Origin of the sequence: Microcella alkaliphila (genome assembly GCF_004216855.1) — a bacterium.
Lineage (GTDB): Bacteria > Actinomycetota > Actinomycetes > Actinomycetales > Microbacteriaceae > Microcella > Microcella alkaliphila.
The window spans coordinates 242,609-256,330 of record NZ_SGXT01000011.1; the positions used below are offsets into that span (position 1 = coordinate 242,609).

Genomic DNA, 13,722 nt, shown 5'->3' on the forward strand with positions numbered 1-13,722 from the left:
CCCTCAGGCCCGGCGCTAGAGGCGCTCGGCGACGTACTCGGCGAGGTCGACGAGGCGGTTTGAGTAGCCCCACTCGTTGTCGTACCACGACGACAGCTTGACCTGGTTGCCGTTGACGCGCAGCAGGCCCGCGTCGAAAATCGACGAGTGCGGGTCGGTCACGATGTCGCTCGAGACGATCGGGTCCTCCGTGTACTTGAGGATGCCCTTCATGGGGCCCTCAGCGGCGGCCTTGTACGCGGCGAGGATCTCGTCGGCCGACACCTCGCGGCTCGCCTCAACCGTGAGGTCGGTGATCGAGCCCGTCGGAACCGGCACGCGCAGCGCGAAGCCGTCGAGCTTGCCCTTCAGCTCGGGCAGCACGAGACCGATTGCCTTTGCCGCACCGGTCGAGGTCGGCACGATGTTGAGGGCCGCGGCGCGGGCGCGGCGCAGGTCGCTGTGCGGGCCGTCCTGGAGGTTCTGGTCGGCGGTGTACGCGTGCACCGTCGTCATGAGGCCGCGCTCGATTCCGAACTCGTCGTTGAACACCTTGGCGAGCGGTGCAAGGCAGTTCGTGGTGCAGGACGCGTTGGAGATGATGTGGTGGTTCGCGGGGTCGTAGTCTTCGTGGTTCACACCGACAACGAACGTGGCGTCTTCGCCACTGGCCGGGGCCGAGATGATGACCTTCTTCGCGCCAGCATCGAGGTGCTTCTTGGCAGCCTCGGCCTTTGTGAAGAAGCCCGTCGACTCGATGACGATGTCGACGCCCAGTTCGCCCCAAGGGAGGTTCGCGGGGTCGCGGTCGGCGAGCACGGTGATCGGCTTGCCGTTGACCACGATGGTGTCGCCGTCAACGCTGACCTCGGCGTCGAGGCGCCCGGTGATCGAGTCGTACTTCAGGAGGTGCGCGAGCGCCGTCGTGTCCGTCAAGTCGTTGACGGCAACGATCTCGAGGTTGCTGCCCTGGGCGAGGGCCGCCCGGAAGTAGTTGCGGCCGATGCGGCCAAAACCGTTGATACCGATCTTCACGCTCACGAAGAACTCCTGTGGGGGTGCGGGGGCAGCAGACGCTGCGGTGTGGTGGTGGTGGGGTGAACCGCGCGCGGCCGGGGCGCGAGCGCCCCGGCCGCGTCGCCGTTGATTACGACAGTAGCAGGAGGCCGTCCGTCGTCGACCGGGCCGCGGCAAAGCGATCGGCCACGTTCTGCCAATTGACGATGTTCCAGAACGCCTTGACGTAGTCGGCCTTCACGTTCACGTAGTCGAGGTAGAACGCGTGCTCCCACATGTCGAGCTGCAGCAAGGGCACGGTGGTCTGTGCGGTGTTGCCCTGCTGGTCGAACAGCTGCTGAATCACGAGTCGGCGACCGATCGGGTCCCACGACAAGACGCCCCAGCCGGAGCCCTGGATTCCCATCGACGCCGCCGTGAAGTGGGCGACGAACTTGTCGAACGAACCGAAGAACTCGTCAATGGCGGCCGCGAGCTCACCCGTCGGCTTGTCGCCGCCCTCGGGCGACAGGTTGGTCCAGAAGATGGAGTGGTTGACGTGCCCGCCGAGGTGGAAGGCCAGATCCTTCTCGAGTCGGTTGATGTTGGCGAAGTCGCCCGACTCGCGCGCGGCGGCCATGCCGTCGAGTGCGGCGTTCGCGCCGGCCACATACGCGGCGTGGTGCTTCGAGTGGTGCAACTCCATGATGCGGCCACTGATGTGCGGCGCAAGTGCACCGTAGTCGTAGCCCAAATCGGGAAGGCTGTAGGTGGTCATCGACGTGTCATCTCCTCCGTGACGGATGCCGGGGCGCCCGGTCGGCGACCCCGCTGACTGGTCGTCAGTCTAGTGACGACAACTCGCCGAACCCCGGCCCTGTTCCCGATACTGCGGTGATGCCCAGGGTGCTTCATGTGCGCGACCCCGACTCATGACCACGGCCGCTCAGTCGGCGTCGAGGCCCTCGGGCAGGTTCGCCTCGGTGCCCGGCACGCCGAGCTGTTCGGCACGCTTGTCGGCCATGGCCAGGAGGCGGCGGATGCGCCCGGCGACAGCGTCCTTGGTCATGGGCGGGTCGGCGTGATGACCCAGTTCATCGAGGCTCGCGTCGCGATGGGCGAGCCGCAGCTCGCCGGCGTAGCGCAGGTGCTCGGGGACGTCGTCGGCGAGGATCTCCAGTGCGCGCTCGACGCGCGAGCACGCTGCGACCGCAGCCTGCGCCGAGCGGCGAAGGTTCGCGTCGTCGAAGTTGACCAGTCGATTCGCCGTGGCGCGCACCTCGCGGCGTTGACGCATCTCTTCCCACGCCCCGACGGTTTCGTCCGCACCCATCAAGCGCAGCATGTCGCTGATCTTCTCGCCGTCGCGAATCACCACGCGGTGGACGCCGCGCACCTCGCGCGCCTTCGCGGGGATACCGAGCCGACCCGCGGCACCGACCAGAGCCATCGCTGACTCGTTGCCCGGGCAGCTGACTTCGAGGGCCGCTGAGCGACCGGGATCGGTGAGCTGGCCGTGCGCCAGGAACGCGCCGCGCCAGATGGCGGCCAACTGCTCGGGGCCGCCGGTCGTGAGCTTGTTCGGCAGGCCGCGGACCGGACGCCGGCGTGCATCCAGAAGACCGGTCTGCCGGGCGAGCGTCTCGCCGCCGTCGACGACGCGAACCACATATGCGGGGTTCTTGCGCGCGCCCCCGGGAGACAGGATGGCACCGTCGCTGCGCATGCCGTACAACTCGGCGATGTCGCGGCGAACACGGCGGGCCACGTTCGGCGAGTCGAGCTCGACCTCGACCGCGATGCGGCCCGAGATCATGTGCAGGCCGCCGGCGAAGCGGAGGATCGTGGCGAGTTCTGCCGCCCGCACCGTCGTCTTCGTCGCTGCCAGTCGAGCCAGCTCCTCTTTGACGTCGGCGGTCAGTGCCACAGGCGAACCTCTCTCTCGCGAATTCATGTCAGAGCCCTCGGGGTGACAGTCGAGCCTACTCGCGTCCGAGGTCGCGATGTTTCACCGTGACCGCGATCGACGGGATGGCGCGCAGACGAGCGGCTAACTGCTCCACCATCGCGACCGAGCGATGCTTGCCGCCCGTGCAGCCGATCGCGAACGTCGCATGGCGCTTGTTCTCGCGTGCGTAGCCGGCGAGGACCGGCTTCAGCATCGCGACGAGACCCTCAAGGAAGTCGTCGGCGCCTTCTTGCGCGAGAACGTAGTCGCGGACGGGCTCGTCAAGTCCCGTCGAGCCGCGCAATTCGGGTTGCCAGAACGGGTTCGGAAGGAACCGGGCGTCAGCGATCACGTCGGCGTCCGTCGGGGTGCCGTATTTGAAGCCGAAGCTCTCGATCGTGACCTTGACGTCGGCGGTGCCCTGCGGCGCGAAGATGTCGGACACGGTCGTCGCGAGCTGGTGAATGTTGAAGCTGGTGGTGTCGATAACGATGTCGCTGAGCTCGCGCACCTCGAGCATCCTGGTTCGTTCGCGCGCGATTCCGTCGAGGAGCGTGCCATTCTCTTGAAGCGGGTGAGGGCGGCGGACCTGCTCGAAACGGCGCACGAGGGCGTCATCGGTCGCCTCGAGGAACACGACGCGCAGGTTCGTGCGCGCGCGCAACTCGTGAACGATGTAGACGAGGTCGGCGAACAGCTTGCCACCGCGCACGTCGACCACGGCCGCGAGCGACGGCAGCTGACTGCCGGGGTGCACGGCCAGGTCGACGAGGGGGCGCAGCATCTGCGGGGGCAGGTTGTCGACGACGTACCAGCCCAGGTCTTCGAGGGCGTTCGCGACCGTTGAGCGGCCCGCCCCCGACATGCCGGTGACGATCAGAACGTCGTGCGCGGGAGTATCGGTCATCGCCTCAGCCTGCGATCGGGTCGTGGACACTGCCAGCCTACCCGCCACCTCACGCGCCGAGCGCCCGGCGAATCTCGCTCGCCAGCGCCGGCCCAATGCCGTCGACCGCGGTCAACTCGGCCTCGTCGGCCGCGCGCAACCGGGCGACCGAGCCGAAGTGAGTCAGCAACTTCTGAATGCGGGCGGGCCCAAGCCCCGGCACGTCGGCCAGCTGGGTGCGAATATCGCGCTTGCGCGTCGTGCGCTGGTACCGCAGGGCGAACCGGTGCGCCTCGTCACGCAGGCGCTGCAGCAGGAACAGCGCGTCGGATGCACGGGGCAAGATGACGGGGAACCCCTCCCCCGGTAGCCACACCTCTTCCAGCCGCTTCGCGATGCCGCAGACCGCGATGTCGGTGACTCCGGCATCGGCCAACGCCCGCGCCGCGGCGTTCACCTGCGGCTCGCCGCCGTCGATCACGAGCAGGCCCGGCCGGTAGTGGAAGGCCGCCCGTGTGCCGGTGGGCGGCGGAGCATCGGGATCCTCGGCCTCGTCGGTCAGGTAGGCGAGCCGGCGACGCAGCACCTGGTAGATCGCGTCGGTGTCGTCGCGCGCATCCTCGATGGCGAAGCGCCGGTACTGGTCTTTCTTCGGCAGGCCGTCTTCGAAGACGACCATCGACGCGACCTGGCCTTTCCCGCCAAAGTGTGACACGTCGAAGCACTCGAGCCGGAGGGGGGCCTCGGCGAGACCGAGCGCCTCCTGAATGTCGGCGAGTGCTTGCGACCGGGCAGTGAAGTCGCCAGCGCGCCGCGTCGTGTACTGCACGAGCGCCCCATGGGCGTTCTGGCGGACGGTCTCCGCGAGAGCGGCCTTGTCGCCGCGCACGGCAGTACGCACCTGCACGCCCCCGCGCTCGCCCGCCGCACGTCGACGGTCGCCGAGCACCTGCTGCAATGCCGCCGCGTCGTCGGGCAGGGCGGGCACGATAATCTCGCGGGCCGGTACGAGCTCGTCGTAGGCGTTCTGCAGGGCCGTGTCGACAAGGTCGCCGAGAGACACATCCAGTTCGGTGTCGACCACCCACCCGCGCACGCCGCGAATGCGGCCCCCGCGCACGGTGAACAGTTGCACAGCGGCCGACAGTTGGTCGTGGGCGATGCCGAACACATCGGCGTCGACATCCTCCGCGAGAACGACGGTGCTCTTCTCCAACGCCGTCTCGAGCGCCCCGATCTGGTCGCGGATGCGCGCGGCCGTCTCATAGTCGAACTCGGCGGCCGCCTCGCTCATCTTCTTCTTGAGACCGCGCACGTAGGAGACGTCGTTACCGGCCATGAAGCTCGCGAAGTCGAGCGCTATGGACTTGTGCTCCGACTTCGACACCCGCCCGACACAGGGCGCCGCGCACTTGCCGATGTCGCCCAGCAGGCAGGGACGGTTGGTGCCCTCCGCCCGTTTGTAGACGGACTCGGAGCAGGACCGCATGGGAAACGCCTTGAGCATCGTGTCGACCGTCTCGCGGACCGCCCAGACCTTCGTGTACGGGCCGAAGTAGCGGGCGCCGCGGATGCCGCGCGTACGGGTGACCATGACGCGCGGCACCGCATCCCCCAGGGTGATGGCGAGGTAGGGGTACGTCTTGTCGTCGCGGAATTTGATGTTGAACGGGGGCGCGAACTCTTTGATCCACGTGTATTCGAGCTGCAGTGCCTCGAGTTCGGTTCCGACGATCGTCCATTCGACTCCGCGGGCGGTCGTGACCATGCGACGCGTGCGCTCGTGCAGGGAGTGCAGGGGCTGGAAGTAGTTCGTCAGCCGGGCGCGAAGGTTCTTGGCCTTGCCGACGTAGAGTACGCGCCCCGCCTCGTCACGGAAGCGGTAGACGCCGGGCGCGGTCGGAATCTCTCCTCGCCGCGGGCGCCAGTCGTCGCGCGAGACCACGCTTAGGCTCCGACGACCTCGAGCGCGGGCAAAAGTTCGCGCAGGAAGGCGCCGGTGTGGCTCGCATCGACCCGGGCGACCTCCTCGGGCGTGCCGGTCGCGACGATCGTGCCGCCGCCCGCACCGCCCTCGGGCCCGAGGTCGATCAGCCAGTCGGCTGCGCGGATCACATCGAGGTTGTGTTCGATCACGATGACCGAGTTTCCCTTGTCGACCAGGCCGTTCAACACGACCAGAAGCTTGCGGACGTCCTCGAAGTGCAGGCCGGTCGTGGGCTCGTCGAGCACGTAGATGCTGCGGCCGTTCGAGCGCTTCTGCAGCTCAGTGGCGAGCTTGACGCGCTGCGCCTCACCGCCGGAGAGCGTCGTGGCGCTTTGACCGAGCCGGACGTAGCCGAGGCCGACGTCGACGAGGGTCTTCAGATACCGGTGAATGGCGCTGATCGGCTCGAAGAACTCGGCGGCCTCCTCGATCGGCATGTCGAGCACTTCGGCGATGTTCTTGCCCTTGTAGTGCACCTGCAGGGTGTCGCGGTTGTAGCGGGCCCCCCCACACACCTCGCACGCCACGTAGACGTCGGGCAGGAAGTTCATCTCGATCTTGATCGTGCCGTCACCCGCACAGTTCTCGCACCGGCCGCCTTTGACGTTGAAGCTGAAACGCCCCGGCTGGTAGCCGCGCGCCTTCGCCTCTAGTGTCTCGGCGAACAGCTGGCGAATGCGGTCGAAGACACCGGTGTAGGTGGCCGGGTTTGATCGCGGGGTGCGCCCGATCGGCGCTTGGTCGACGTGCACCACCTTGTCGAGGTGTTCGAGCCCGGTCACGCGCACGTGCTTGCCTGGCACCTGACGCGCGCCGTTGAGCTTGTTGGCGAGCACCTTGTACAGGATGTCGTTCACGAGCGTCGACTTGCCCGAGCCGCTGACGCCCGTGACGGCGACGAATGCCCCGAGCGGAATGTCGACGGTGACGTCTTTCAGGTTGTTGGCCTTCGCACCGACGACCGTGAGCATCCGGTTCTCGTCGATCGGACGGCGTTCGACGCGTTCGATCACGTGTCGGCGGCCCGCGAGGTAGTCGCCCGTGATCGACTTCGGATTCTCGATCAGTTGCGCGTAGGAGCCCGAGTGCACGACGCGGCCGCCGTGCTCGCCCGCACCCGGCCCGATGTCGACAACCCAGTCGGCGGTGCGAATGGTGTCTTCGTCGTGCTCGACGACGATGAGCGTGTTGCCGAGGTTCTTCAACTTCACGAGGGTGTCGATGAGGCGGCGGTTGTCGCGCTGGTGGAGCCCGATGGATGGCTCGTCGAGCACGTAGAGCACCCCGGTCAGCCCCGACCCGATCTGGGTTGCCAGGCGAATGCGCTGCGCCTCGCCGCCCGAGAGGGAGCCCGCGGCCCGCGCCATAGTCAGATAACCAAGACCGACTTCGAGCAGGAACTCGAGTCGCGCGCGGATTTCGCGCAGCACGGCAGCGGCGATCGCCGCTTCGCGCTCGGTGAGCGTCAGGGACTCCATGAACGCGTACGCGTCCTGGATGCTCAACTCGGCGATCTCAGAAATTGAGCGCCCCGAGACCTGCACCGCCAACACCTCGGGCTTCAGCCGCGCGCCGTCGCACTCGGAGCAGGGCACCTCGCGCAGATACTCCGCGAAGCGCTGCTGCGACCAGTCACTCTCGGCCTCGGCATACTTGCGCTCGATGTACGGAATGACACCTTCGAAGCCGGTCGAATACGACACATCACGGCCATAGCGGTTTCGCCACTTAACCCGAACCTCGAAGTCGTTGCCGTGCAGGATGGCCTGCTGGGTGCTTTCTTCGAGCTCACCCCACGGGGTGTCGAGCGAAAACGCGAGGTCACGAGCAAGTCCGGCCAGAAGCTTTTGGAAGTAGCTGTAGAGCCCCTTCCCCTGCTGATTCCACGGCAGGATGACTCCGTCGTTCAGCGACAGACTGGGGTCGCCAATCAACAGGTCGTCATCGACCGCCATACGGGTGCCGAGCCCCGAGCAGACGGGGCACGCGCCGAACGGCGAGTTGAACGAGAACGTGCGCGGCTCGATCTCGGTCAGCTGCAGCGGGTGGCGATTGGGGCAGCTGAGCTTCTCGCTGAAAGTGCGCGTCTTGTCGGTCGCCCTCGCGTCGCGGTCGACGTAGTCGATCACGACGAGCCCGTCGGTGAGGCCGACCGCCGTCTCTAGCGAGTCGGTGAGGCGCTGCAGCAGGTCGGACTTCGCCACGAGGCGGTCGACGGCGACGGAGATGTCGTGCTTGTTCTGCTTCTTCAGCGCGGGCGCCTCGGCGAGTGAGATGGTCTCTCCGTCGACCACCGCGCGCGAGTAGCCAGCCTGTGCCAACTCTTTGAAGAGGTCGACGAATTCGCCCTTCTTCTGGCTGACCACCGGCGCAAGAACCTGGTACCGGGTGCCCTCCTCCATCTGCATGAGCTCGTCGGCGATCTGTTGCACGGTCTGTCGCTGGATGCGCTCGCCGCACACGGGGCAGTACGGGATACCGACGCGCGCCCACAGCAGACGCATGTAGTCGTAGATCTCGGTGATTGTGCCGACCGTCGACCGTGGGTTGCGGTTGGTCGACTTCTGATCGATGGAGACGGCGGGGCTGAGACCCTCGATGAAGTCGACGTCGGGGCGGTCGACCTGCCCGAGGAACTGACGCGCGTAGGCGGAGAGCGATTCGACGTAACGGCGCTGCCCCTCGGCGAAGATGGTGTCGAAGGCGAGCGAGCTCTTGCCCGAGCCCGACAGTCCGGTGAACACGACGAGGGCGTCGCGCGGAATGACGAGGTCGACATCACGCAGGTTATGCACGCGCGCGCCGCGCACACTCAAGTGGGGGGCTGATTCAAGAGGGGTTGCCGGCACTCGCGTCATTCTAGGCTCCGCCCCCGACACGGATGCCCGGCCCTCTCTCAGCGGACGTGTCCGGCCTCGGACATCTGCCGCAACTCGCGCTTCAGCTCTTGCACCTCATCGCGGAGGCGCGCGGCCAACTCGAACTTCAGTTCGTCGGCGGCACCGAGCATCTGTGCCGTCAGGTCAGCGATGATCGACTCGAGCTCAGCGGCGCCTTCCGCAGCTTTACCCTCGCGCCGCTTCACGGGCGTCGCGGCGCGCTTGCCGCCGGCGCGGCCCTCGAGAAGCTCGCGAGTGTCTTCGCCTTCACGGACCAATTGATCGGTGATGTCAGCGATGCGCTTGCGCAGGGGCGTCGGGTCGATGCCGTGCTCGGCGTTATACGCGAGTTGTCGGTCTCGACGCCGAGTGGTTTCGTCGATGGCGCGCGCCATCGACGCAGTGACCACGTCGGCGTACATGTGCACCTCGCCCGACACGTTGCGCGCCGCGCGGCCGATCGTCTGGATGAGCGACGTGGACGAGCGCAAGAAGCCCTCTTTGTCGGCGTCGAGAATGGCAACGAGCGACACCTCGGGGAGGTCGAGACCCTCACGCAACAGGTTGATACCGACGAGCACGTCGTACACGCCCTGACGCAGTTCGCGCAGCAGCTCGACGCGCCGCAGGGTGTCGACGTCAGAGTGCAGGTAGCGCACCCGCACCCCCGCCTCCTCGAGGAAGTCGGTGAGTTCTTCCGACATCTTCTTGGTCAACGTTGTGACGAGAACCCGCTCGTCACGCTCGACGCGCTGCCGGATCTGCTCGAGCAGGTCGTCGATCTGCCCCTTGCTCGGCTTGACGACGATCTGCGGGTCAACGAGGCCGGTCGGGCGAATGATCTGCTCGACGACGCCGTCGGATACCCCGAGCTCGTACGGACCCGGCGTGGCCGACAGGTACACCTTCTGCCCGGTTCGCTGCAGAAACTCTTCCCATCGCAGGGGACGGTTGTCGAGGGCGCTGGGTAGCCGGAAGCCGTGCTCAACGAGTGTGCGCTTGCGGCTGGCATCGCCCTCGTACATCGCACCGATCTGCGGAACGGTGACATGGCTCTCATCGATGACGACGAGGAAGTCGTCGGGAAAGTAGTCGAGAAGGCAGTTCGGCGGCTCACCGGCGGCGCGGCCATCGATATGGCGCGAGTAGTTTTCGATGCCGTTGCAGAACCCGATCTGCTCCATCATCTCGAGGTCGTAGGTCGTGCGCATGCGCAGACGCTGCGCTTCCAGGAGCTTGCCCTGGCGCTCGAGGTCGGCCAACCGCTCGTCGAGTTCGACGCGGATCGTGCCGATGGCGCGCTGCATCGTGTCGGGAGAGGCGGCATAGTGCGTGGCGGGGAAGACGCTCACCGCATCGAGGGTCTTGATGACGGTGCCCGTCAGCGGATGGAGCGCGTACAGCGCCTCGATCTCATCGCCGAACATCTCAATGCGAATCGCGAGCTCTTCGTAGACCGGGATGATCTCGATGGTGTCGCCGCGCACGCGGAACTTGCCGCGCGAGAAGTCGACATCGTTGCGCTGATACTGCATCGCCACGAAGGCGCGAATCAGCTGCTCGCGCGAGATCGTCTGACCGACCTGCAGGGCGATCATCGCCTCGAGGTACTCCTCGGCCGCGCCGAGGCCGTAAATGCACGACACCGTCGACACGACGACAACATCGCGGCGACTGAGCAGGGCATTCGTGGTGGAGTGCCGCAGCCGTTCGACCTCGGCGTTGATTGAGCTGTCTTTCTCAATGAAGGTGTCGGTCTGCGGGACGTACGCTTCGGGTTGGTAGTAGTCGTAGTACGACACGAAGTATTCGACCGCGTTGTGCGGCATGAGCTCACGAAACTCGGTCGCCAGCTGCGCGGCCAGTGTCTTGTTGTGCGCGAGCACGAGCGTCGGCCGCTGAACCTGCTCGATCAGCCACGCGGTCGTCGCGCTCTTGCCGGTACCGGTCGCCCCCAGAAGGACAATGTCGGTTTCGCCCGCGTTGATGCGCCCGGCGAGTTCGGCGATCGCTTGTGGCTGGTCACCACTCGGCTGATACTCGCTGACCACCTCGAAGGGGCGGACGGAGCGCGTCGGTTGCATGCCGAAAGCCTAGGGCTCACCACCGACAGCGACGCTGGGCGGGCACTCAGCCGCCGTCGCGCTCCGCAACCAGACGACGCCACAGAGCGTCGGTCTGAGCGAGGGTGTGCTCCAGGGTGCCCGACGAGTCGACCACGACGTCGGCCATGGCTCGCCGGTCGGCGTCGCTGATTTGGCTTCCCACGCGGTTCTCGGCCTCCCGCCGGTCCATGCCCCGCAGCTCGACGAGTCGGGCGATCCGCATCTCGGCGGGAGCGTCGACAACGACGATCGTGCCGAACTCATCGGCGGCCCGCGCCTCGGCGAGCAGCGGGACGTCGTAGACGATCACCGCATCGGGGTTCTGTGCACGAGCATCCGCCACAGCCTCGGCGTACCGTCGCCGAACCTCGGGATGCACGATGCCGTTCAACGCGCGTCGCGCCTCCTCATCGGCGAACACGATGCGCCCCAGCGCGGCGCGATCCAGTGACCCGTCGTCGCTGAGCACGGCGACGCCGAAGCGCTGCACGACCGCGTCAAGACCGGGGCTGCCCGGCTGGACCGCCTCGCGGGCGAGTTGGTCCGCATCGATGACGATCGCCCCGAGTTCAGCCAAACGGCCCGCGACCGTCGATTTTCCCGCGGCAATGCCCCCCGTGAGGCCGACGACATCCATGGTCGAAGGCTATCGGGCGAACGGGAGCCCGCGGGTTTAGCATGGCGACAACCGACACCGACAGGAGGGGCCATGCTCGAACTTCTCACCGGTGCAGGACTCGCCGTGTCGGCCGGCCTGAACGCATACATTCCGCTGCTCATTCTGGGGCTCGCGGGACGCTTCATCGAGGAGGTGACACTCCCGGCCGGATGGACGTGGCTGAGCAACGAGTGGGTACTCGGCATCATCGCGATACTGCTCGTATTCGAGCTCGTCGCCGACAAGATTCCCGCGGTTGACACCATTAACGACTGGATTCAGTCAGTCGTGCGACCCGCCTCCGGCGGCATCGTGTTTGGCGGCGGAGCCGGGGCGGAAACCGTCGCCGTGAGCGACCCGGCCGCGTTTGTCGAGTCGGGACAGTGGGTGCCGATCGCGATCGGTGTGGCGATCGCTTTCGTCGTCCACCTGGCGAAGGCACTCGTGCGCGTTGCTGCGAACACGCTGACCGCAGGTGCCGCCGCTCCGGCGCTGTCCACCGCGGAGGACATCACGGCCGTCACGCTCAGCGTGCTGGCGCTCATTGTGCCGATCCTCGTGCTTGTTGTCATCGTCGGCCTGGTGGTCGGTACGACAGTCGTTCTGCGGCGGGCGCGCGACCGCCGACGTCGGGTTCCGCAGCCCGAAACGGCGACGCGGGCCGCCTCCGGATAGGAGACGACCCGCGTCGGTTGCGCGCTGTGACGCGCGCCGTGCGTGCTAGTTGCCCGAGAGCTTCTCGCGAAGGGCCGCGAGCGACTCGTCGTCGGCAAGGGTGCCGGCGCCAGCCGAGTCAGAGGTGAACGAGCCAGCCGCCGGGGCCTCCAGCTCGGCCTCGTCGGTGATCGACTGGGCGACCTGCTTCTTGTGAGCTTCCCAGCGCGTCTGAGCGGCAGCGTAGTCCTGCTCCCACTTGGTGCGCTGCTCCTCGAAGCCGTCCTTCCACTCGCCCGACTCGGGGTCGAAGCCGTCCGGGTACTTGTAGTTGCCGGCCTCGTCGTACTCGGTCGGCATGCCGTAGACGGCCGGGTCGAACTCGGTGCCCTCGGGGTCGACGCCCTCGTTGGCCTGCTTGAGGCTCAGCGAGATGCGGCGACGCTCGAGATCGATGTCGATGACCTTGACGAACACCTCGTCGCCGACCGACACAACCTGCTCGGCGAGCTCGACGTGCTTGCTCGACAGCTCAGAGATGTGCACGAGACCCTCGATGCCATCGGCCACGCGAACGAACGCGCCGAACGGAACGAGCTTCGTGACCTTGCCCGGAGCGATCTGGCCGATCGCGTGCGTGCGGGCGAACACCTGCCACGGGTCTTCCTGGGTGGCCTTGAGCGACAGCGACACGCGCTCGCGCTCGAGGTCGACCTCGAGGATCTCGACGGTGACCTCCTGGCCCACCTCGACGACCTCGCTGGCGTGCTCGATGTGCTTCCAGCTGAGCTCGGAGACGTGCACGAGGCCGTCAACCCCGCCGAGGTCGACGAACGCACCGAAGTTAACGATCGACGACACGACACCCTTGCGCACCTGACCCTTGGCCAGCGCGTTGAGGAAGTTCGAGCGGCTCTCAGACTGCGTCTGCTCGAGCAGGGCGCGACGCGAGAGCACCACGTTGTTGCGGTTCTTGTCGAGCTCGAGGATCTTCGCCTCGATCTCCTGGCCAAGGTACGGGGTGAGGTCGCGCACGCGGCGCAGCTCGATCAGCGATGCCGGCAGGAAGCCGCGCAGACCGATGTCAACGATGAGGCCACCCTTGACGACCTCGATGACCGTGCCGGTGACAACACCGTCCGAGTCCTTGATCTTCTCGACGTCGCCCCACGCGCGCTCGTACTGCGCGCGCTTCTTCGACAGGATGAGGCGACCTTCCTTGTCCTCCTTCTGGAGAACGAGGGCTTCGACCATGTCACCGACGGCGACGACCTCGGTGGGGTCAACGTCGTGCTTGATCGAGAGTTCGCGGGAGGGGATAACACCCTCGGTCTTGTAGCCGACGTCGAGGAGGACCTCGTCGCGGTCGATCTTCACGACGGTTCCTTCGATGAGGTCGCCGTCGTTGAAGAACTTCAGAGTCTCTTCGACCGCCGCCAGGAAGTCTTCGGCAGACCCGATGTCGTTGATCGCGATCTGCTTGGGGGCGTTGGTCGTTGCGGTTGTCATGTAGTGGTTGCTCCGATGCGGACAGGGTTCGGGCCCGAAACGACGTGGTGCAGGGTGGGTGTCGTCCGGGCATGCGGACAGGATGGACGTCAAATCGACGACTCTCCAGCCTAGCGCGGCG

The 13,722-nt window shown here is 66.6% G+C and carries 10 protein-coding genes; 1 reads left to right on the plus strand and 9 read right to left on the minus strand.

What is annotated here, in order from left to right:
- Positions 1-15 precede the first annotated feature (15 nt).
- From gap to coaE, 8 genes are all read right to left on the minus strand, one after another.
- Entirely contained in the window at positions 16-1,020 is a 1,005-nt protein-coding gene (gene gap, locus EV140_RS01825; protein ID WP_130280480.1) for a type I glyceraldehyde-3-phosphate dehydrogenase, read from the minus strand.
- A 106-nt stretch (positions 1,021-1,126) separates the two neighbouring features.
- Positions 1,127-1,753: a superoxide dismutase gene (locus tag EV140_RS01830; RefSeq protein WP_130280482.1), complete on the minus strand. Its 627-nt coding sequence runs from the start codon at positions 1,751-1,753 to the stop codon at positions 1,127-1,129.
- 168 nt (positions 1,754-1,921) lie between these two features.
- The gene (gene whiA, locus EV140_RS01835) at positions 1,922-2,902 is read right to left on the minus strand and encodes a DNA-binding protein WhiA (protein ID WP_096421422.1); all 981 of its coding nucleotides are present in this window, start codon (positions 2,900-2,902) and stop codon (positions 1,922-1,924) included.
- Between the two features lie 55 nt (positions 2,903-2,957).
- Positions 2,958-3,830, minus strand: a complete 873-nt coding sequence (gene rapZ, locus EV140_RS01840) for an RNase adapter RapZ (RefSeq protein WP_130280484.1) — start codon at positions 3,828-3,830, stop codon at positions 2,958-2,960.
- Positions 3,831-3,879: 49 nt separating this feature from the next.
- Positions 3,880-5,754, minus strand: a complete 1,875-nt coding sequence (gene uvrC / locus EV140_RS01845; protein WP_130280486.1) for an excinuclease ABC subunit UvrC — start codon at positions 5,752-5,754, stop codon at positions 3,880-3,882.
- A 2-nt stretch (positions 5,755-5,756) separates the two neighbouring features.
- Positions 5,757-8,654: an excinuclease ABC subunit UvrA gene (gene uvrA, locus EV140_RS01850; RefSeq protein WP_130280488.1), complete on the minus strand. Its 2,898-nt coding sequence runs from the start codon at positions 8,652-8,654 to the stop codon at positions 5,757-5,759.
- Between the two features lie 38 nt (positions 8,655-8,692).
- A complete protein-coding gene (gene uvrB, locus EV140_RS01855) occupies positions 8,693-10,759 on the minus strand; it encodes an excinuclease ABC subunit UvrB (RefSeq protein WP_130280490.1) in 2,067 nt (688 codons plus the stop codon).
- A gap of 46 nt (positions 10,760-10,805) precedes the next feature.
- Positions 10,806-11,417: a dephospho-CoA kinase gene (gene coaE, locus EV140_RS01860; RefSeq protein WP_130280492.1), complete on the minus strand. Its 612-nt coding sequence runs from the start codon at positions 11,415-11,417 to the stop codon at positions 10,806-10,808.
- A gap of 72 nt (positions 11,418-11,489) precedes the next feature.
- On the opposite strand from coaE, the gene EV140_RS01865 reads away from it, so the two are divergent.
- Positions 11,490-12,113, plus strand: a complete 624-nt coding sequence (locus tag EV140_RS01865; protein WP_130280494.1) for a DUF4126 domain-containing protein — start codon at positions 11,490-11,492, stop codon at positions 12,111-12,113.
- Between the two features lie 45 nt (positions 12,114-12,158).
- Here EV140_RS01865 and rpsA read toward each other — a convergent pair whose 3' ends face one another.
- A complete protein-coding gene (gene rpsA / locus EV140_RS01870) occupies positions 12,159-13,601 on the minus strand; it encodes a 30S ribosomal protein S1 (RefSeq protein WP_130280496.1) in 1,443 nt (480 codons plus the stop codon).
- Positions 13,602-13,722 lie beyond the last annotated feature (121 nt).